Genomic DNA, 18553 nt, shown 5'->3' on the forward strand with positions numbered 1-18553 from the left:
GACGGCAGCGCGGACCCTTTTGTCAATCTGTTATCGGATCTTGGCTGTGGATTCCCGGACCACCAGCCGGCAGGCGGCAGTCGTCCGGGTGGCAGGACGATTATCGTCGTCGCCCTGCAGGCGGGCCAGGAGGGCATCAACCGCCTTGCGGGCCAGGTCCTCCTTGTCGGTGCTGATGGTGGTCAGCGAAGGTATATAGGACTCTCCCTCCTGGATGCCGTCGAATCCCATGACGGCCAGGTCCCGGGGGACCTCCACGCCGCATTCGTGCAGTCCTCGGATCAGGCCCAGGGCCAGGGAGTCGGTCATGCAGAAGATGCCGTCAAAGGGCAGGTCGGACGTGTCTGCCAGATGATGACCCAAGTCCCGGGCCAATTCCCCGTCCCAGCGGTCCAAGGTCAGGAAGTCTTTGGAGCGGGCCTTGATTCCGGCATCTTTCAGAGCCTTCAAGCAGCCGGCCACCCTGCGGCCGCGGACCGAGTACTGTTGGACCGGATCGGTGCTGGCCGTCATGTCGGCGCCCACCACACCTATTCTTTGGCATCCGCAGTCCAGTAGGTGCCGCACGGCCATGGCGGCTCCCTCGAATCCGGCCGTCATGACTGAATCAAAGACCGGCTCGGCTGAGGGGTCGTCCAGCAGGACCAGAGGCTTGCCATCGGCCAGCTCCTGCATCTCCTCATTGGTGATGCTGCCCGGGCTGAAGATTGTGCCGTCGCAGAGCTGGCTGGTCACATGCCGCAGGATGGAGACCTCATCCTGTTTGGAGTTGGATGTCTGCTGGATGATGGCCTGCATGCCATGGGCGTTGATCTGCCGGGAGATGGCTGCGCTCATCTGCGCGGGGTAGGGCTTGTCCAGCTCGAAGATGGCCACGCCGATGATGCCGCTCTTGCCTGAGCGCAGGCTTCTGGCCGACAGATTGGCTGAGTAGCGGAGCTTGTGGGCTGCAAGCAGGACCCTGCGCCTGGTGTCATCCGCTATGCGTGTATCGCCTCGAAGGGCATAGGAGGCAGTGGCCCGAGAGACCTGCGCCTCCTTGGCCACGTCGCTCATCGTCACCATTTCGCACCTTTCCCGGGTTCAGCCATTATCTTAGGCACGTGGGTGGCCTTATCGTCATGTAATTGACACGATTCAACCAACGTGCTATACCATATCTTGATAGCAGTTGAATCGTGTCAATTCCCGGGTCTCGACGTTGAACAACCCGGAAGGATGTTCAGAGGATTGATTGCAAGGAGGAGTCATGAAGCTGAAGCGAGCATGGAAGGGCATAGCTGCGGCGCTGGGGGTCGGTATGTTGGTGTCGGCCATGGGAGCCTGTGGAGCCGGTGGCGGTGCCGATGGGTCCAAGACCACGCTGACCTTCCTGTCATGGAACAACGAACAGACGATGAGGCCATACATCGACCAATTCGAGCAACAGAACCCAGGAATCAAGGTGGACTTCAGCTACTCGCCGCCTACCGCTGAGTACGTCCAGACCCTGCAGACCCGACTGGTCGGCAATCAGGCCCCGGATGTGTTCGTCATCACCTCCGAGAACAAGGCTGACCTGATCAAGAACAGCTACGTGCGCGACCTGACCGATGAGCCCTTCATGCGCAACATCTCCCAGGCCAATAAGGACTTCGTCAGTCATCAAGGCAAGGTCTACGGCATGTCCGTGTCCTCCTGGGCTTCCGGAATCGTCTATAACAAGGACCTGCTGGCCAAGGTAGGCGCCAAAAAAGTGCCCGAGACCTGGGACGGCTTCCTGCAGCTGTGCAAGAAGCTCAAGGCCGCCGGGGTCACGCCCTTCCTTGAGGGCATCGCTGACGCTCCCAGTCAGATTCCCGACGCTTTTTTGGGTTCGCAGCTGGCCAGGGACAAGGTGGATGTGAACAGCCTGATTGACCGCCGCCCACAACAGCCAGGCAGCGATCAGCGCGAAGCAGTTGCGGCCTGGATGAAGCTCTATGACCAGGGCCTGTCCACGCGAGACACAGTGGGCATCAGCGGCGACGACAGAAAGACCCAGTTCATCAACGGACAGGTGGCCATGATCTGCACTGGGCCCTGGGACCTGCCCTCCATCAGCCAGTCCGGATTCAAGTGGGGCATGGCCCCCATGCCGCTCATGGAGGAGGGCATGCCCAACTACGCCCAAGGATCACCTTCGCCTGCCTACGCTATCTACTCCCATCTCAAGGGTGCCAAGCTCAAAGCGGCCCGGAAATTCCTGACTTTCATGGACAGTCGCTGGGCCTTGCAGCATTCGGCCGATAACGGGGATGCCATTACCGTTCAGGGGTTCAAAGCCAAGGTCAAGCCCGAGTACGAGGAGGTCTACCGGACCAGTCTGCAGACGGGTCGTTACTTCCTGGTCATGAATTTCTACGCCAAGCCTGATGTGCTGACCACCGTCCGTCAGTCCGAGACCCAGCAGTTGGTGCAAGGGTCCATCAATGTAGATCAGTGGGCCAAGGCCATCGATGACAAGATGGCCTCGGTCAAGTAGGAAGGGCTAGAATATGACTTCCCAATCTGTGGCAGAACGTGCCAACGCCCATCGACGGCGCATGGTCGGTCTGCGGCAGGATCTGACCTCTTTCTGGTTCCTCCTGCCCATACTGGCCGTCTTCGTCATCCTCTTCGCGGTGCCGCTGGTGCAGACCATCATCTACTCGGTGACAGACTTCAACGGCTACAGCCTGAACATGCATTATGTGGGCTGGAAGAACTACCACAGTGTGTTCACCGATTCCTCGACCATGCAAGGCCTGATGTTCACCATTCTGTATGCCGTGGCTCAGACGGTCCTGGTGACCATCTTCGCCATCCCTCTGGCCGTCACCCTGAACCGGAAGTTCTGGGGCCGCAACTTCGCCCGCTCCCTGTTCTTCTTCTTCAGCGTGCCTTCGCTGGCCATCATGGGCATGGTCTGGAAGTACATCTTCTCACCCATGAAGTCAGGCGTCTTCAACACCATCCTGGGTGTCTTCGGCCTGGGACCAGTGCCCTGGCTGTCCAACTCGACCCTGGCCCGGTGCTGCGTCATCTTCATCGCCGTCTGGGCGCAGATCGGCTGGCATGCCACCCTCTACTTGGCCTTTTTGCAGTCCATTCCCGGAGACCTTTATGAGCAGGCCACAGTGGACGGGGCCAGCAGCCGCCAGCAATTCGTCCACATCACCCTGCCCCAGCTGATCCCAGGCATCGTCACCTCCAGCTTCCTGCTCATGTCGGGCGGCCTCAAGGTCTACGACCTGCCCTACACCATGACCAAGGGCGGCCCCGGGTACTCCACCTATACGGTGACCCAGTCCATCATTCAGCAGGGCATCGGCCAGTCCCAGTATGGGCTGGGTTCGGCCCTGGCGGTTTTGTTCACCTTGGCTACGGCCCTCGTGGTCTTCGCTCAGATGGGTGCCGCCAGCCTGATTTCGAGGAGGTTCCAATGAGCAGCAGCAAGAGCTCGACCCTGACCCTGAGTCAGCGGGAACGGCGGCGTTCGGTGGTCAGAAGCGTGGTGGTGCTGATCATTGCCCTGATCTGCGCTGTGCCCCTCTGGTACATCTTGATTAACACTTTCAAGACCATCCCCGACATGGCCACCAATCCGCTGGGCCTGCCAAAGCAGTGGACGCTGCGCAACTACACGCGGGCCTTCGCCACGGTGCCCATCGTCCGCAGCCTAATCAACACCCTGATCGTCACCTTCTTCGGTGTCCTCTTCCAGGTGCTGATCGGAGCTCTGGCTGCCTACGGGATGATTTTGCGCAAGTCGATATTCACTTCGGTCATCGGAGTGATCCTCATGATCGCCTTTGTCATTCCCGCCCAGTCCACTCTGATTCCCCTCTACCGGATGGAGTCCAGCGTGGGGCTGGTCAACACGCTCTTGGGCCTGATTGTCATGTACCTGGGCGGGGCGGTTTTCTGCTACTTCCTGATCGTGGGCTACATGCAGTCCCTGCCCTTTGAGGTCATTGAGGCCGCCAGGATCGACGGGGCCGGACCCTTGAGGATCTTCTGGAGCATCGTCCTGCCGCTGATCAGACCCATACTGACTACGGTGGTGGTCTTCCAGACCATGTCGACCTGGAATGACTTCATGACGGCCAACGTCTTCATCAGCAGTTCCAACCTGCGCACCATCGTTCTGCAGGTTTACAACGCAGTCGGCCAGTTCACGACTGATTGGCCCAGCTTCATGACCATTACGGTCCTGGCCCTGATCCCGGTCTTCATCTTCTTCATCTTCTGTCAGAAGTGGATCGTCTCCGGACTGGTTGCCGGAGCGGTCAAGGGGTAAGGCGGCCAGTCGGAAGGTCATAGTCAATGGCGGCGGTCGGAGGTTCAGGTTCCGGCCGCCGCACTCATGAAGGATCGGAGTCACAGTCCATGGAGGAATTCGCAAGCGCACATCAAGGGTCGAAGGGGACGGGATTGGCAAGCAACCCCCTGCATCGCTACTGCGCGGACCCGGATCTGGTCATGATCGGGGACCGCTGGTACCTCTATTGCACCGAAGACGGGCTGCCTGATTGGTCCTCGCACGCTTTCTACGTCTATGAATCCAGGGACCTGTGCCACTGGACCCGCAGAAAAATCCTGGATCTGGAACAGGTCCCCTGGTGGCATGGGGGACAGGGTGCCTGGGCGCCCTGCCTGCTGGTGCGCCGGGGACGCTGCATCCTGTATTTTGTGGCCGATGGACAGATCGGCCAAGCCGTCGCTCCCGGCCCGACCGGTCCCTTCCGAGCGGCCAGGGAGCCATTCATCGCCCGGGGGGACTACGACTGCCTGCCCATCGATCCCTCAATCTTCGTGGATGACGGCGATGTGCCCTATCTGCTGTGGGGCAATGGCCGTGCCTATATGGCGCGGCTGAGCCCTGATGGCCTGCGTCTGGAGAATGGCTCAGTACGCTCCGCTGTGCCTGACAACTTCCGCGAAGCCATCACTGTTTGTCGGCGGGGAGACATCTACTATGCCTCCTGGTCGGAAAATGACACCAGGGATCCGAACTATCAGATCCGCTGGTCCAGCGCGCCATCGCTGGACGGCCCTTGGACCGCGCCCCAGGTCCTGATCAAGGCTGACCATGCCAAGGGGATTCTGGCCACGGGGCATCACTGCATTACCTGTGTGCCGGGCCGGGACGACTGGATCGTCGCCTATCACAGGTTCGCCAGGGACGGCCAGGGCGACGGCTGTCATCGCGAAATCGTCTTTGCCCCCTTGGATTTCGCTGATGACGGCGCCATGGTCCAGGTCTGTCCGCAGGTGGGATCCTACTGGTACCCGGCCCAGGACCTGGTTACTCCCTGACGATGGGGTGGCCGCCGAAGGCGCTGCGCAGTGCAGAGACCACCTTCATGGTCATGGGGTCCTCGATCTTGGAGGACTGGCGGGCGTAGAGTGCCGAGGTGATGGCCGGTGTGGGCACCCCCAGCTCCAGGGCGTCCGCAATCATCCACTTGGTCTCGCCGGTCTCATCGGCCTTGCCGGCGATTCCACTTAGGTGCGGGTCTTCCTTCAGGGCCTGAGCCAGCAGGTCCAGCAGCCAGGACTGGATGACCGAGCCCTTTCGCCAGGACTCCACCACTTCGCCTGGCTCCTTGATCAGGTTGGAGGCCTCCAGGACTGCGTACCCTTCGGCCAGGGCCTGCATCATCCCGTATTCGATGCCGTTGTGGACCATCTTGGCATAGTGGCCAGCGCCGGTTCCTCCCGCGTGGACCAGACCGTAGTCGCCCTCAGGTTTCAAGGTGTCCAGGATGGGCTGGATCCGGGCCACGTCTTGATCCGATCCTCCGACCATCAAGGCGTAGCCCTTCTCCTTGCCCCAGATGCCGTTGGAGGTGCCCACATCCACCAGGCCTATGCCCTTGGCGGCCAGGGCTTGGGCGTGCTCCTGGTCCTGGGTGAAGCGGGTGTTGCCCCCATCCACGACCAGGTCGCCGCGCTCCATCAGCTCGCCCAGCTGATCGAGAGTGGACTCAATGGGCTTGCCGGCCGGGACCATGACCCAAATCACTCGTGGGGCATCTAGGTCCCGGACCAGGGCTTGCAGGCTGTCCACATCCCTGCCCGAGTCCGGCGCGATGTCGTAGCCGACCACCTGGTGGCCACCGGTACGCAGACGGTCCGCCATGTTCTTGCCCATGCGTCCCAGGCCAATCATGCCGATCTTCATAGTGTCAGTTCCTCTCCCTTGACTGCAACAGTGTGAAGTTGACCGCGATGGTTGGTGGTCGGCCGCGGTCGGGCCGCTTTGCCGGTGCTACTGGCGGGCTGCCTGCCGGGCGCGCTCGGCCTGAACCTGGGCGGTGTGCGCTTTGACATCACACTGCAGACCCAGGGTGTCGATGACCTCTTCGGCCTCGATCTCGGGAGACATGCGCAGACCTACGTCGATGGTCAGGTGAACCTCGTCCGGTCCCAGGGGTTCCAAGTCATCGAACTGGGAGCGGAGCATCTGCGGCTTCATGAAATGCCCCTTCCGCTTGGAGAGCCGTTCCATGATGGAGTCGTAGTCCCCGCTCAGGTGGATGAAGACCACCCCAGGCATTCGCAACCGGTCACGATAGATCCGCTTCAGGGCGGAGCAGGTGACGGTTCCGGGCACTCCTCGCCGCATGTGGTCCTCGATCCAATCATGGATGCTGTCCAGCCAGGGCCAACGGTCCTGGTCGTTCAGGGGGATGCCGCGGGCCATCTTGTCGATGTTGGCCTGGGGGTGGAAGTCGTCGGCCTCGGCCATGTCCCAGCCCAGTTTGCTGCCCAGGTGCTCGTTCATGGTGGTCTTGCCGCAGCCGGCGACTCCCATGATGACCAGAACGGGTGTGCGGCCTTGGAAGTAGTCCGGGGGAACCGTGTTGTCCACTGCCGAGGGGACCTGGGGCTCCGGGTGATCTTCTGCGCTCAGCGCGTCGGAATTCTTCAACGATGTGTCGACCATGTGCAACCTTTCTGAAAAGTAATCTGACAATGACGCTCAGGCGGTGATGGGCACAAAGATGCTGGCGATCATGACCAGGACCAGAACCACTACCGACAGCAGGCATTCCAGAACCGACCAGGTCTTCAGGGTCTCACCAACGCTCAGGCCGAAGTACTCCTTGATCAGCCAGAAGCCCGCGTCGTTGAGGTGGGAGAGGAAGATTGATCCGGCGCCGATGGCGATGACCAGAAGTGTAGTGGCCGTGGAGCCCGCATGCATCATGGTCATGGCGTTGCTGAGAATGCCGGCCGTGGTCAGGATGGAGACGGTGGCCGAGCCTGTGGCGATGCGTACGAAGACGGCGATGACCCAGCCCAGCAGGAAGATGGAGATGTTGGAGTTCTCCACAAAGGTGCCGATGATCTTGCCGATGCCGGTGGAGACCAGGACGCCCTTGAAGCCACCGCCTGCGCCCACAATCAGCAGGATGCCCGCTACAGCGGGAAGCGACGCTCCCAGGGAGTCATTGACGGTCTTCCAGGAGATGCCCGAGGCGGCCTTGAGGACCAGCATGGAAACAATCAGTGCTATGGCCAGGGCCATGACCGGGTTGCCGATGAAGTTGATGGTCTGTGCCAGGCCGTCCTTGCGATCCTTGAACCCGGGAATGGCGATCTCGAAGATGGAGGTCAGCAGCATGAGGACTGCCGGCAGAAGGATGCAGCAGACCGAGAGGGCGAAGGATGGCAGCCGGGTCTCCTCCTTGCCGGCCTGCTCGCTCTTGGCCACAAAGTCGGCCGGGGCTTCGATGGGCACCCAGCGGGAGGCTAGACGGGAAAAGGCCGGGCCCACGACGACCAGGGTAATCAGGGCGAAGGGGATGCCGAACATCATGGTCAGGCCTACGTTTCCGGTCTGCTTGAATTGGCTCAGGGCTGCCAGGGGGCCGGGGTGAGGAGGCACACAGGCGTGCATGATGGACAGGCCTGCCAGGGTGGGGATGGCCACACGCATCAGGGGAAGCTTGGTGCGGCGGGCCACCAGAATGATGACCGGGACCAGAATGACCAGGCCGACTTCGAAGAACATGGGCAGGCCGATCAGGGCGCCGATCAGGGCCATGATCCAGGGGATGGTGGCGGGCTTGGACTTGGCGACCAGGGTGTTGACCACCTGGTCAGTGGCTCCGGTGTCCATGAGGACCTTGCCGATCATGGCTCCCAGGCCGATCAGAATGCCTACGGAGCCCATGGTGGAGCCGAACTCGCCGGTAAAGCTGGTCAGGGTGGCCACGGGTCCGTAGCCAGAACCGATGCCGACCACGAGGGCGGCACCCAGCAGTGAGACAAAGGGATGAAGTTTGACGACAGTGACTAGGAAGATGAGCACCGCCAGGCTGAGCACCAGGCTGATGCCCAATTGGGTGGTGTTCAGGGAAACGGCCTGACTCGCCGCCAGGGTTAGGTACCCGTCGGCTGTCGGCTGCGACGCTAAAAGCATGGCTGCCTCTTCTCTGAGGATGCGAGCCGTTCAGCCTGAACAGCTTCCCGGCTCTTATTTTTGCATTACATAATATCGACAGTGTGATATTACGTATGCCTTAACAGATAGTATTTTACACGAATCTGTGACGGATTGGAAGACGGCATGCTAAGAGGCAGGATTGAGTCTCAAATTATTTACATATCACTCTGGTCCCATTGGGAATGAGCCAGGTTGCTAGAGTGGAATTCGTGAAAAACGCGAGGAAACCTGATGACGAAACGGCTGCAGAAGGCACCCTGCATGATCGGCTGCTGGATCAGTGGGGGGCGGCCATCGTAGATGGCACCATCGCTCCGGGAGACCGGCTGCCCGCCCCCGACCTGGATAGCCAGAGGCCTTCGCGCACGGTCACCCGCGAGGTCACCAGGGTTCTTGAGGCCATGGGTCTGGTCACTGTCAAACGCAAGGTCGGTGCCACAGTCAATCCTCGTCAACTCTGGAATATTTATGATCCACAGGTGATCGAGTGGAGACTGCGCGGACCTGACCGGGGACGGACCTTGCATGAGCTGTCTGAGCTCAGGGCATGCGTGGAGCCCATGGCTGCCCAGCTGGCGGCCGGCAACGCTGATCAGGATCAATGGGCGAAGCTGACGCGGGCCGCCATTGATATGGTGGCCAACGCTGACCGGGCCGACGGGCCGGACTATCTTCGGGCTGACGAAACGTTTCATCGAACCCTGCTTGAGGCATCGGGCAACGCTATGTTCGCGGCCTTGGGCGATGTGATTGCATCAGTGCTGTCTGGGCGGACCCGGCATGAGCTTATGCCCAGGAAGGCCGATGAGAAGGCACTGCGGCTGCATGGCGACGTAGCTGCACTGATACGTCGGGGCGATGCGGAGGGGGCCCGCCACGCCATGGATTGGATCGTTGACGAATCCGATCGGGCTGTCGAACAAATGACAAGAAAGGACTCCGAAGACTCCGCTCCTGCTGCGGATAAGGAATCTTCGGAGTCCTGAGATCTGTAGAGGCTCTTGGTGCAGAAGGCTCAGTTCAGTTTCGAGGCGGCATCAGCGTCCAGGAGCCAGAGGGTCTCCAGAGTGCCCCTGGCATAAGAAGAGGGGACATGGGGATCGTCTGTGGTTCCCAGGGCAGCAGCCACGGCCGAAGCCTTCTCAGCGGTTGAGGTGAACAGCCAGACCTTGGGGGTCCGGCGGATGAATGGCGTGGTCATGGTGACCCTGAGCGGGGGCAGCTTGGGGGAGTTGCTGACACCCGTCACCAGCAGATCGTCGTCCTGCAGCCTGACCTCAGGACGGTCGGGGAAGAGGGAGGCATAGTGGCCGTCAGGGCCCACGCCAAAGACAGCCAGATCCATCCGGCCCTCAGGGCCCAGCTGGTCGATGATCTCCTGCTGATATGTGGCTGCCGCTTGGGTCAGAGCCCGTTCGTTCTCCTCCTGGTCGGCGGCCTCAACCTGAGCTGGGCTGCGAGTATCCACGGGCATGGAATGTACATTGGCCTGCGGCAGCAGCCCCTGGTCGATCAGCGAGCCATACCAGGCCCGCCGTGCCTGTTCGTCGTTGCGGTCCGGATCTTCCAGGCCCACGAACCGCTCATCGCTCCACCAGAGGTGGACCCGGCTCCAGTCCACGCTCTGGCTCAGGGGATCAGCGCCCATCAGGGCATAGACATCCGCCGCATCTCGCCCGCCGGTCAGCGCCAGGTCGGCCCGGTCCTGACGGGCCAGAAGGTCTCCCAGCTCCAGCAGGATGCGGGCTGCTGTAGCTTGGTTGAGCAGCTCGGTTGTGGCATAGGTAACGATACGACGCTCGGTCATCTGATCCTCCTCGCATGCAGGTGATGCTTGCCTCAGCCTACACCCCTGTGTTTGCATATGAATTCAGTCGCTGCCGGGGCCTACTGGTGGTCGACCATTCCCCAGCCGGCGTGGATGACCTCCTGATAGACCTCGTCAGGATCCAACCGACCCAGTTCCTCGCTCATGCAGTCCACAGCGGTGCGCAGGGGCATGGAAATGGTCTGTGAAGCTTGCCCAGGTTGGTTGATTCGGGCCTGGTCGTCATTGTGGCGCTCCATGCTCATGATTCCGTCCGGGCGTTCGAAGTAGACGCCGGTGACGGCCTGGGCCTTCGGATCGCGCTCGACGGTGACCGGCACTTTAAGTTTCAGTGCCAACCAGGAGGCCAAGAGTTCCAATGGCAGGTAGTGGGCCTGGCCGGTCACCCTGACCGAACGGATGGGCAGGTGGGGCGGCTGCTGCACCATTGAGGTCAGCTGTGCCCGCCAGATGGTGATCCTGGTCCAGGACAGGTCCACGTCCTGAGCGCGCGAATGGGCCAGCAGCCCAGCGAAGGCAGCCTGGCGATCGTCGGCCTCCATGGCATCGGTGATTCTGCTTGCGGCCATGGTCCCGATGGAATCCTGCGAGGGATCCAGTGGCGGATTGGTAGGCCACCAAACCACCAGAGGGGCATCCGGCACCAGGAGTGGGATGACCAGAGCATCTGAATGGTTCAGCAGAGCCCCCACTGGTCGCAGGACCACTACCTCGCCGGCACCGGCATCCGAGCCGAAGCGGATCTCGGCATCCAGTGTGCGGTCGCCGTCATGGTCGGTGTTCTTGTAGGAGACGCAGTCTTCAGAGGACTGTGCTGCAGCGAACTTCTGATCCGCTTCCTGCTCGGCCTGATGGTCTTCGGCGTCGGTCACCATGGCGATAACCCGGCAGGGGTGTTCGCGGCTTGCGGCGTTTACGGTTTCCAGGGCCGTCTCCAGATGGGCCTGCTCGGTGACGATGACCAGGGTCAGCACCCGTCCCTGGGCCGCCTCTCCCCGCTCCACGTGGAGCTCGTCAATCTCCCGGGCGATGGCGGAGGTAGTGGTGTTGTTCAGTCTGACGATCATGGCATCCTCCAGTGGTATCCGTCGCGGGCCAGCATCAGATCTGCCTCCCGCGGACCCCATGTGCCGGCGCGGTAGGGCTGGGGCTGGCCCTGTCCGGCCCAGTACTCCTCGATGGGGTCCAGGATCTTCCAGGACAGATTGACCTCCTCGGTGGTGGGGAAGAGGGGCGGGTCTCCCAGGAGCACGTCCAGGATCAGCCGCTCATAGGCCTCCGGGGAGGCCTCGGTGAAGGAACGCCCGTAGGAGAAGTCCATGTTGACGTCACGCACCTCCATGGCCGAGCCAGGGGTCTTGGCCCCGAAACGCAGGGTCACGCCCTCATCAGGCTGTACGCGGATGACCACGGCGTTGGCGCCCAGTTCCCGGGTGGCTGTGGCTTCGAAGGGCAGGTGGGGGGCGCGCTTGAAGACGATGGCGATCTCGCTGACCCGCTTGCCCAGGCGCTTGCCTGTCCGCAGGTAGAAGGGGACGCCGGCCCAGCGGCGGGTGTCCACATCCAGCCTGATGGCCGCGTAGGTTTCGGTGGTGGAGGAGGGATCGATCCCGTCCTCGTCCAGGTAGCCGACCACGTGCTGGGAGCCCTGCCAACCGGCTGTGTACTGGCCTCGAGCGGTGTGGGCCGCCAGGTCCTTGGGAAGGCGGACAGCTGAGAGGATCTTGGTCTTTTCAGCCGTCAGATCTGAAGCCGAGAAGGAGACCGGCTCCTCCATGGCCGTCAGGGCCATCAGCTGCAGGAGGTGGTTCTGGATGACATCCCGGGCTGCTCCGATTCCGTCGTAGTAGCCGGCCCTGCCGCCGATGCCCATGTCCTCGGCCATGGTGATCTGCACGTGGGAAACGTAGTTGGAGTTCCAGACCGGCTCGAACATCATGTTGGCAAAGCGCAAGGCCAGGATGTTCTGCACGGTCTCCTTGCCCAGATAGTGGTCGATGCGGAAGACCGAATCCGGCTCGAAGACCTCGGAGACCACTCGGTCCAGCGCCTTGGCCGAGGCCAGGTCGTGACCGAAGGGTTTCTCGATGATGACGCGGCGCCAGGCCCCTTCCGTGGAGTGGGAGAGCCCCGACTCGGCCAGCTGACGGGCCACCTGGGGGAAGGCCTTGGGCGGCACCGACATGTAGAAGGCATGGTTGCCACGGGTGCCACGGACCCGGTCCAGCTCAGAGACGGTGGCCGACAGGTGGCGGAAGGCCTCGGCATCGTCGAAGCTGCCTTTGACGAAGCGCATGCCCTGGCTCAGATGTCGCCAGGTGGATTCGTTGAAGGGGGTGCGGCAGTGGGCGCGGACGTTCTCTTCCGCAAAGGCGACGAATTGCTGGTCGCTCCAGTCGCGCCGTCCGAATCCGATCAGCCCGAAACTGGCTGGCAGCAGTCCCCGGTTGGCCAGGTCATAGACGGCCGGCAAGAGCTTTTTCTTGGCCAGATCTCCGGTGACGCCGAAGATGACCAATGAGCTGGGTCCTGCGATGCGCGGCATGCGCAGATCGCGCGGGTCCAGCAGGGGGTTGTGCCAGGGCGCCTGTCGGCCGCCGTCCTCGTCGGGGGGAGTGGGCTGGTCGGCGGAGCGCACAAGTGGTGAAGTGTCCATAGTGCTCCTCGTGAAATACCGTGGCTCCCAGTGTACTGTCGGCAGCAGAAGGGCAGGGCTGATTATCCGCTGAAGTGTGCATAAGCGTCGCAAAGGTCACATTTGCGGCAAGGATCCCTAGAATGGTCGGTATGATTCCCAATGTTCCCATGGCTGAGGCCCTGCATCGTCAGTATGCGCCCTCCCAAGCCGCCTATGAACTGATACACACCCACTGCCAGATCATTGCCGCGCTCGCGGTGCGCATGACCGACCAGGTCAACGAGCGCCTGTCGCGTGGCGATGACCCTGACGGGGTCCTGCCCGAGCGGCCGCTTGATCGTGACCTGGTCCGCACGGGCGCCTTGCTGCACGACATCGGCACCTATCGTATCCTGAAGTACGACGGTTCTCAGGGCCGGCCCCTGACCTTCCAGGGTGAGCGGTACATCGAGCACGGGCTGGAGGGCTATCGCCTGCTGCTGGACGCTGGCGTGGACGAGTCGGTGGCCCAGTTCGCCCGCAATCATACCGGGGTTGGGCTGACCCGCCGCCAGGTGGAGGAGGAGCACCTGAACCTGCCGCCGGACGACTACCTGCCGGTCAATCCTGAGCAGGAGGTGGTCATGTATGCGGACAAGTTCCACAGCAAGCACCAGCCGCCTATCTTCGTCTCCGAGCCTACTGCCGCCAAGCGCACGGCCAAATATGGTCCCGACAATCTGGCCCGTTGGAGGCAACTGGTGGCCCGATACGGGGTGCCGGACCTGCAGCCCCTTGCTAAGTACTACGGCATGACCATCGTCTGATCCGGTCGGGTCGACCCCCAGGAACTGCGGAAACGACCAGCGAATTCGCGCGCCATCCACGGGTCTGGTTGATAGGGGTCGACTGGATCGGTCCGGCAGTTCGCGACGGCTTTCAGGAAAGAGATCATGCCCTGTGGCCCGTAAGCGTAAGGGGCTGCGCACCAGACCGGGTTTCCCTCCAAAATCAGCGGCCGATCCGACCCACGGAGGAAGGCCAGGTCCACGCTGATTGGAGCAGAAGATCGACCATTGGCTGCCTGGAGGGCGCAGTCCTCGGCGATTGTTCGGTGTTTGGGATCGAAAACTGCACCGTCAAAAATCGTGGTGATGGCCCTAGAGCCCTCACCTTCATGCAGGCAGTATCCGCTGGATGCTGCAATCCGTCCCTTGTTGATGATGACCCGCCACTCCTCTTGGATATCGGGCAGGTGGGTCTGGATGCGAATCAACGATTGCGCAGGGGCCGTCCGCAGCTTGCTCTGCAGATCTTCAAGGTTTCGCCGGGCTGCAGGCAGGCCCGATACACGACCGACGGCCAGCTGCGACCAGGGGCGCTGCCCCAAGCCCGATGGTAGTCGGCGCCAGGCCAGAATGGTTTCGGCCGTTACAGTCAGAATTCTGCGTCCGGTCAGGGACTGGTCCAGATCATCCAGCCACATGGTCGGTGGGGCTGACAGGGCCCATGAGGGACGGCCGTGGGATACCAGCCAGGCGTTCTGGGCGATCAGCAGCCCTGGGGTGATCCATATGGCTTCCTTGATGCCGACTTCCCGAATGGGTCCGAATCCATGGTGATGGTGCAGGATGATTCCCCGTTGCCGATGTGGGTCCTTGTTGCTCAAATCGATTTGTTCGGCCATGACCCGGGGTATCCACTCCTCATGGGTGATGACCGAACAAATCAGTGCAGTGCCATCCGTCTCCGGTCCGGAAGGCTGAGGCTCAATCGACGATGAATCGGTCGTCGTAGGTGCCCTCGTCTACAGTGTCCGAACCGCCCGAGGTCAGGATGATCACGGTGCAGTCATGACGGCGGGAGACCCGCTTCAGGGTGGCCAGCAGGGTATCCCAATCGCCCGGCTCCAGCCCTTCGGTGGGTTCGTCGGCGATAAGCACATCGCACTCGCAGCACAGGGCTCGGGCCACGGAGGCCAGGCGGAAGTCCAGGTGGCCCAGATCAGCGGTCAGTTTGTCCTGCAGACGCTCCGGGAAGCCGACCTCGTCCAGCAGTTGACGGGCCAGATTGTCCTTGGGGCCCAGGAAGGTGCGCCCGCTGGCATCCATGGTGTAGACAAGATTCTGCACAGCGGTCAGGTCGTGCCTCAGGGCATCAGTGCCAAAGATGGCCCCAATTTGGTGGCCCCGATAGTCGGAGGCCAGCAACTGGCGCAGATCTGTGCCCCGGAAGAGCACACTGCCCTGGGTGGGGGCGCGCAGGCCAGTCATCAAGGCCATCATGGCGGCTCGTACGGAAGGGGAGGTGGTCTCCACCGAGTAGATGCGGCGACGCTGGAATTCCAGATCGACATCGTCCAGAATCTGTTCGGGGCGACCCTGGATCTTGCGCGTATAATCCACGTGCTTCAGGGAAAGCACCGGGTAGCCTCCAGGAACCAGCACCCGTTGGTCATCGGTATCCAACAGCGGGTCCTCTTCCTGATCGTCATCGGAATCTTCGGTATCTTCGTGCTCGATGACCACTTTGAAGGCAGCCAGCGCGGCATCTTCTTCTGAAGAATTATCCTCCTCGGTCTTTTTGTCCGTCTGAGTGGTTGCTTCTTCCTTGGATTCCGTTTCCGTCTCCGACCCTGTGTTGGGTTCGGACATGGGTTCGGCGTTGGTGCTCTCGTCGGCTGTTTGCCCAGCTTCGGCCCTTGTCTGAGCGGCTTGCTTCTGATCGGTCTGTTTCTGATCAGTAGTTGCCTGGGACTCTTCGTCTGGTTGCTGGTCCGATGTCTTTTCGCTCATGCCTCGTCCTCCAGGTCGTTGGTGTATAGCTGGGCGGTTCTGAAGGCCGCTACTCTGGCGGCTGCTGCCAGAGCGATGACCAGGCAGGCGGCCAGGCCAATCAGGATTATCTTCCAGATCAGGCCAGCATGAGGCATGCTGGCCAGGCTCCCCAGATGGAAGAGCGACCGCCCCAGCGGCCGACTGATCGCGGTGCCCAGCGCCAGGCCCAGGGCCAGTCCGGGCAGGGTGAGCAAGAGGGTCTCCAAGGCGAACTGCCAGCCCAGCCGGGCCTTGTGGACACCGATGGTGATGGCCATGCCGATTTCGTTGGTGCGGCCGTGCAGCATGAGGAATAGGCAACCCAGCAGAATCAGCCCGCCCAGCAGGCAGACCAGGATGATGACAGTTCGCGCCTGGTCGGCAGCCTGGTGGACCGGCTCCATCCGCCGCTGATAGTCCTTCAGGCTGGGAGAGTCTATGTCGTACTGCGAGGCCTTGAGCCCGTCCTTGCGGAGCTCCTTGATGAACTTTTGGTAGGTGCTCGGCGAATCCAGAACGAAGGCCACCAGCAGCTCATGGCCAGGGTCACCGGGTTTGCTGGCCGTATCCAACCCCAGCATGGCAAAGGTGGGATAGGCCGTGTAGATGGCCCGGTTGGCTGCCTGGTCGGCGGCCTTGCGGTAGTGATAGATGCCCGAGACGGTCAGCTTGACCTGCTGATCCTGCTGGCGGGGATCCTTGATGGTCAGGGTGTCGCCCACCTTGAGCTTGTTGACCTGTGCCATCTGCTTGGAGATCAGCACGGTCTGGGTGCCGGAGGTATTCTGCGAGGCGTAGTCCAGCCCCTTGCCCTGGTCCAGCACGAAGGGACCATGAGGCAGGGTGGGCTCGGCCTGCTTGTCTGAGACGCCCACCAGGGAGTAAGTGCCTGACTGGGTCAGTCCCTCCGGGTTGATGTCGGCGGTCTCATGGAAGTAGGCCTTGTACTGCATGCCATCCATCTGCAGGCGCTGGGCGTACTTGGAATACTCGTTCCAGCCCAGGGGGGAGGCCTTGGTCCCCTTGCGCGGGCTGATGACGGCATCCACCTGTTGGGATTCGTAGTCTGTGGTACGTGCCTTGGTGTCAGCTTGGAGCACGGTGGCTGCTGCCGTGGCCAGCGCCGCCACGACCAGACAGGCAAGAACCATGACCAGGCTCCGCGCCGCATGCCGCCTGATGGTGAACCAGGCGTTCTTGAGAACGAACATGACACCCTTCCTGATAGCGTTCCAGGGATGACCGGGCGGCCCGCGATGGCGGGCCTCAAGTCCGGTCGCCGTCCTCCAGTCTAGCCAGGGACGTTCCCAAGCTAGCGGTGCGAACTTGGAGCTTGCTGAATGTCTCGATCGGCCTCTGGCTGCTCGGCGTGGGAGAAGTTGCGCACCTTCAGGGAGACGGCCAGAGCAGCCAGGATCAGCACCAGGGTGAATATCAATCCATAGTGGGTCCCCTTGGTGAAGGCCTGGGCTTTATCAACTCCGGCTGCCTGACCCTCGCCCATGGCCAGCAGGGAGGTGGTGATGGCTGTGGACACGGCTCCTACGATCTGCTGCATGGTGTTGATGATGGTGCTCCCGTCGCCGGACTGCGGGCCACTCAGAGAGTTGAGCGCGTAGGTCTGTGCTGGCGACATGGCCAAGGGGCAGCCGATCATGAGGATGATGTGGGCTGCCACCACCAGGGCCACAGGGGTGTGCGGGCCGGTGAACAGGAGGATGATCGTTCCCAACAGTGCGATAAGAAATCCGCAGCGGACGGGCATACGAGCCCCGAAGCCGTCGTAGAGCCGGCCGGCGAAGGCCGAGACCAGGGCGTTGATGGCCCCGCCGGGCAGCATGAGGATGCCGGTCATGGCCACGGGCAGGAGCAGCCCACGCTGCAGGAACTGAGGCAGCAGATACATGGAGGAGAGGATGACTGCGAAGTCCAGCATGACCAGGGTGGCGCCGTAGCGGAAGGCCGGGATGGAGAAGATGCGCAGGTTGAGCACCGGGTGTTCCAGGCCCAACTGACGACGAATATAGAGGACCAGGGCTACTAGGGCCACGACCAGAATGGTCAGGGTGACCGGGGAGAGCCATCCGAACCGGCTGGCCAGGCTGACACCTGCCACCAGTCCGCCGAAGCCGACAATGGATTCCAGTATGGAGGCCAGATCGGGCCGCTGGTGGGTGATGGTGCCAACGTTCTTCAGGAAGCAGACGGCGAAGATCAGGGCCACCACCAGGAAGGGGGTGAAGAACCAGAAGATCCAGTGCCAGGTCAGCTTGCCCAGGATGATCCCGGTCAGGGTCGGGCCGATGGCGGGGGCGAACATGATGACCAAGGCGCACATGCCCATGACCGTGCCCAGTCGCGCCGGCGGGAAGATCAGCATGGCCACGGTGAACATGAGCGGCAGGATCAGGCCCGTGCCGATGCCTTGGATCAGCCGTCCAGCCAACAGGACAGGGAAGGTGGGTGCCATGGCCGAGATCACCGAGCCCGCCAGGAAGGCGACCAGACCGAAGATTACGGTCTGCCTGGTGGTGAACCACTTGGAGATCAGGCTGGAGAAGGGCAGGACGATGCCGATGACCAGCATGTACCCAGTCACCAGCCATTGCACGGTGGCAGCGGGGATTTGGAAGCTCTCCATCAGGTTGGGCAGGGCGATATTGAGCGAGGTTTCGCTCAGCATGCCCACGAAGGCCCCGATCATCAGCGCGGCGATGGCCGGCCAGGGGTGGGGGACGGCCGGTCGTGACCGGTGAACGGAGGCAGAGGTGGACGTGTTTTGCACGATAATGATCTCCTTCTTCAGACAAACAGCACGCCATCTTAGGGAGGCG

The 18553-nt window shown here is 61.9% G+C and carries 16 protein-coding genes and 1 pseudogene; 6 read left to right on the top strand and 11 right to left on the bottom strand.

Annotation, left to right across the window (positions count from 1 at the left end):
• Positions 1–30: 30 nt before the first annotated feature.
• Positions 31–1065: a LacI family DNA-binding transcriptional regulator gene (locus tag H3T90_RS05965; protein WP_046322324.1), complete on the bottom strand. Its 1035-nt coding sequence runs from the start codon at positions 1063–1065 to the stop codon at positions 31–33.
• Positions 1066–1249: 184 nt separating this feature from the next.
• On the opposite strand from H3T90_RS05965, the gene H3T90_RS05970 reads away from it, so the two are divergent.
• The 4 genes from H3T90_RS05970 (at position 1250) to H3T90_RS05985 (ending at position 5319) form a co-directional block, all read left to right on the top strand.
• Entirely contained in the window at positions 1250–2503 is a 1254-nt protein-coding gene (locus tag H3T90_RS05970) for an ABC transporter substrate-binding protein (RefSeq protein ID WP_198229927.1), read from the top strand.
• Between the two features lie 13 nt (positions 2504–2516).
• A complete protein-coding gene (locus tag H3T90_RS05975; RefSeq protein ID WP_198229928.1) occupies positions 2517–3446 on the top strand; it encodes a carbohydrate ABC transporter permease in 930 nt (309 codons plus the stop codon).
• Complete coding sequence (locus tag H3T90_RS05980) at positions 3443–4300, top strand: carbohydrate ABC transporter permease (protein WP_110424784.1); 858 nt, start codon at positions 3443–3445, stop codon at positions 4298–4300. The genes H3T90_RS05975 and H3T90_RS05980 overlap by 4 nt, the downstream gene beginning before the upstream one ends.
• Before the next feature lie 89 nt (positions 4301–4389).
• Positions 4390–5319 carry a family 43 glycosylhydrolase gene (locus H3T90_RS05985; RefSeq protein ID WP_198229929.1) on the top strand — a complete coding sequence of 310 codons (930 nt, stop codon included), beginning with the start codon at positions 4390–4392 and terminating at the stop codon, positions 5317–5319.
• Here H3T90_RS05985 and gnd read toward each other — a convergent pair.
• The 3 genes and pseudogenes from gnd to H3T90_RS06000 all read right to left on the bottom strand — a co-directional run.
• Positions 5309–6220, bottom strand: a pseudogene (gene gnd, locus H3T90_RS05990) (phosphogluconate dehydrogenase (NAD(+)-dependent, decarboxylating)); the annotation flags it as partial. The gene H3T90_RS05985 and the pseudogene gnd overlap by 11 nt on opposite strands.
• 54 nt (positions 6221–6274) lie before the next feature.
• The gene (locus H3T90_RS05995; RefSeq protein ID WP_082097679.1) at positions 6275–6952 is read right to left on the bottom strand and encodes a gluconokinase; all 678 of its coding nucleotides are present in this window, start codon (positions 6950–6952) and stop codon (positions 6275–6277) included.
• A gap of 36 nt (positions 6953–6988) precedes the next feature.
• Positions 6989–8434 (bottom strand): GntP family permease, encoded by a 1446-nt coding sequence (locus H3T90_RS06000; protein ID WP_046322328.1) that lies wholly within the window; start codon positions 8432–8434, stop codon positions 6989–6991.
• A 233-nt stretch (positions 8435–8667) separates the two neighbouring features.
• On the opposite strand from H3T90_RS06000, the gene H3T90_RS08905 reads away from it, so the two are divergent.
• A complete protein-coding gene (locus H3T90_RS08905) occupies positions 8668–9444 on the top strand; it encodes a FadR/GntR family transcriptional regulator (RefSeq protein WP_198207554.1) in 777 nt (258 codons plus the stop codon).
• A gap of 29 nt (positions 9445–9473) precedes the next feature.
• On the opposite strand, the gene pgl is transcribed toward H3T90_RS08905, so the two are convergent.
• The 3 genes from pgl to zwf all read right to left on the bottom strand — a co-directional run bounded on the left by pgl (position 9474) and on the right by zwf (position 12831).
• A complete protein-coding gene (gene pgl / locus H3T90_RS06010) occupies positions 9474–10265 on the bottom strand; it encodes a 6-phosphogluconolactonase (RefSeq protein WP_198207552.1) in 792 nt (263 codons plus the stop codon).
• Positions 10266–10345: 80 nt separating this feature from the next.
• Positions 10346–11353 (bottom strand): glucose-6-phosphate dehydrogenase assembly protein OpcA, encoded by a 1008-nt coding sequence (locus tag H3T90_RS06015; RefSeq protein ID WP_198229931.1) that lies wholly within the window; start codon positions 11351–11353, stop codon positions 10346–10348.
• Positions 11350–12831, bottom strand: a complete 1482-nt coding sequence (gene zwf / locus H3T90_RS06020; RefSeq protein ID WP_232350626.1) for a glucose-6-phosphate dehydrogenase — start codon at positions 12829–12831, stop codon at positions 11350–11352. The genes H3T90_RS06015 and zwf overlap by 4 nt, the downstream gene beginning before the upstream one ends.
• Positions 12832–13064: 233 nt before the next feature.
• Between zwf and H3T90_RS06025 the strand changes: the two genes are divergently transcribed.
• Positions 13065–13730, top strand: coding sequence for an HD domain-containing protein (locus tag H3T90_RS06025; protein WP_198229932.1), 666 nt, complete (start codon positions 13065–13067; stop codon positions 13728–13730).
• Here H3T90_RS06025 and H3T90_RS06030 read toward each other — a convergent pair.
• The 4 genes from H3T90_RS06030 to H3T90_RS06045 form a co-directional block, all read right to left on the bottom strand.
• Positions 13709–14590 carry a hypothetical protein gene (locus tag H3T90_RS06030; RefSeq protein ID WP_198229933.1) on the bottom strand — a complete coding sequence of 294 codons (882 nt, stop codon included), beginning with the start codon at positions 14588–14590 and terminating at the stop codon, positions 13709–13711. The two genes, H3T90_RS06025 and H3T90_RS06030, sit on opposite strands and share 22 nt — an antisense overlap.
• A gap of 82 nt (positions 14591–14672) precedes the next feature.
• Positions 14673–15698 carry an ATP-binding cassette domain-containing protein gene (locus tag H3T90_RS06035; RefSeq protein WP_198229934.1) on the bottom strand — a complete coding sequence of 342 codons (1026 nt, stop codon included), beginning with the start codon at positions 15696–15698 and terminating at the stop codon, positions 14673–14675.
• A complete protein-coding gene (locus H3T90_RS06040) occupies positions 15695–16930 on the bottom strand; it encodes an FtsX-like permease family protein (protein WP_198229935.1) in 1236 nt (411 codons plus the stop codon). The genes H3T90_RS06035 and H3T90_RS06040 overlap by 4 nt, the downstream gene beginning before the upstream one ends.
• A 101-nt stretch (positions 16931–17031) precedes the next feature.
• On the bottom strand, positions 17032–18504 hold the full coding sequence (locus H3T90_RS06045) for a DHA2 family efflux MFS transporter permease subunit (RefSeq protein ID WP_198229936.1): 1473 nt from the start codon (positions 18502–18504) through the stop codon (positions 17032–17034).
• Between the last annotated feature and the right edge of the window lie 49 nt (positions 18505–18553).

This window comes from Bifidobacterium polysaccharolyticum (assembly GCF_016101585.1).
GTDB classification, from domain to species: Bacteria; Actinomycetota; Actinomycetes; order Actinomycetales; family Bifidobacteriaceae; genus Bombiscardovia; species Bombiscardovia polysaccharolytica.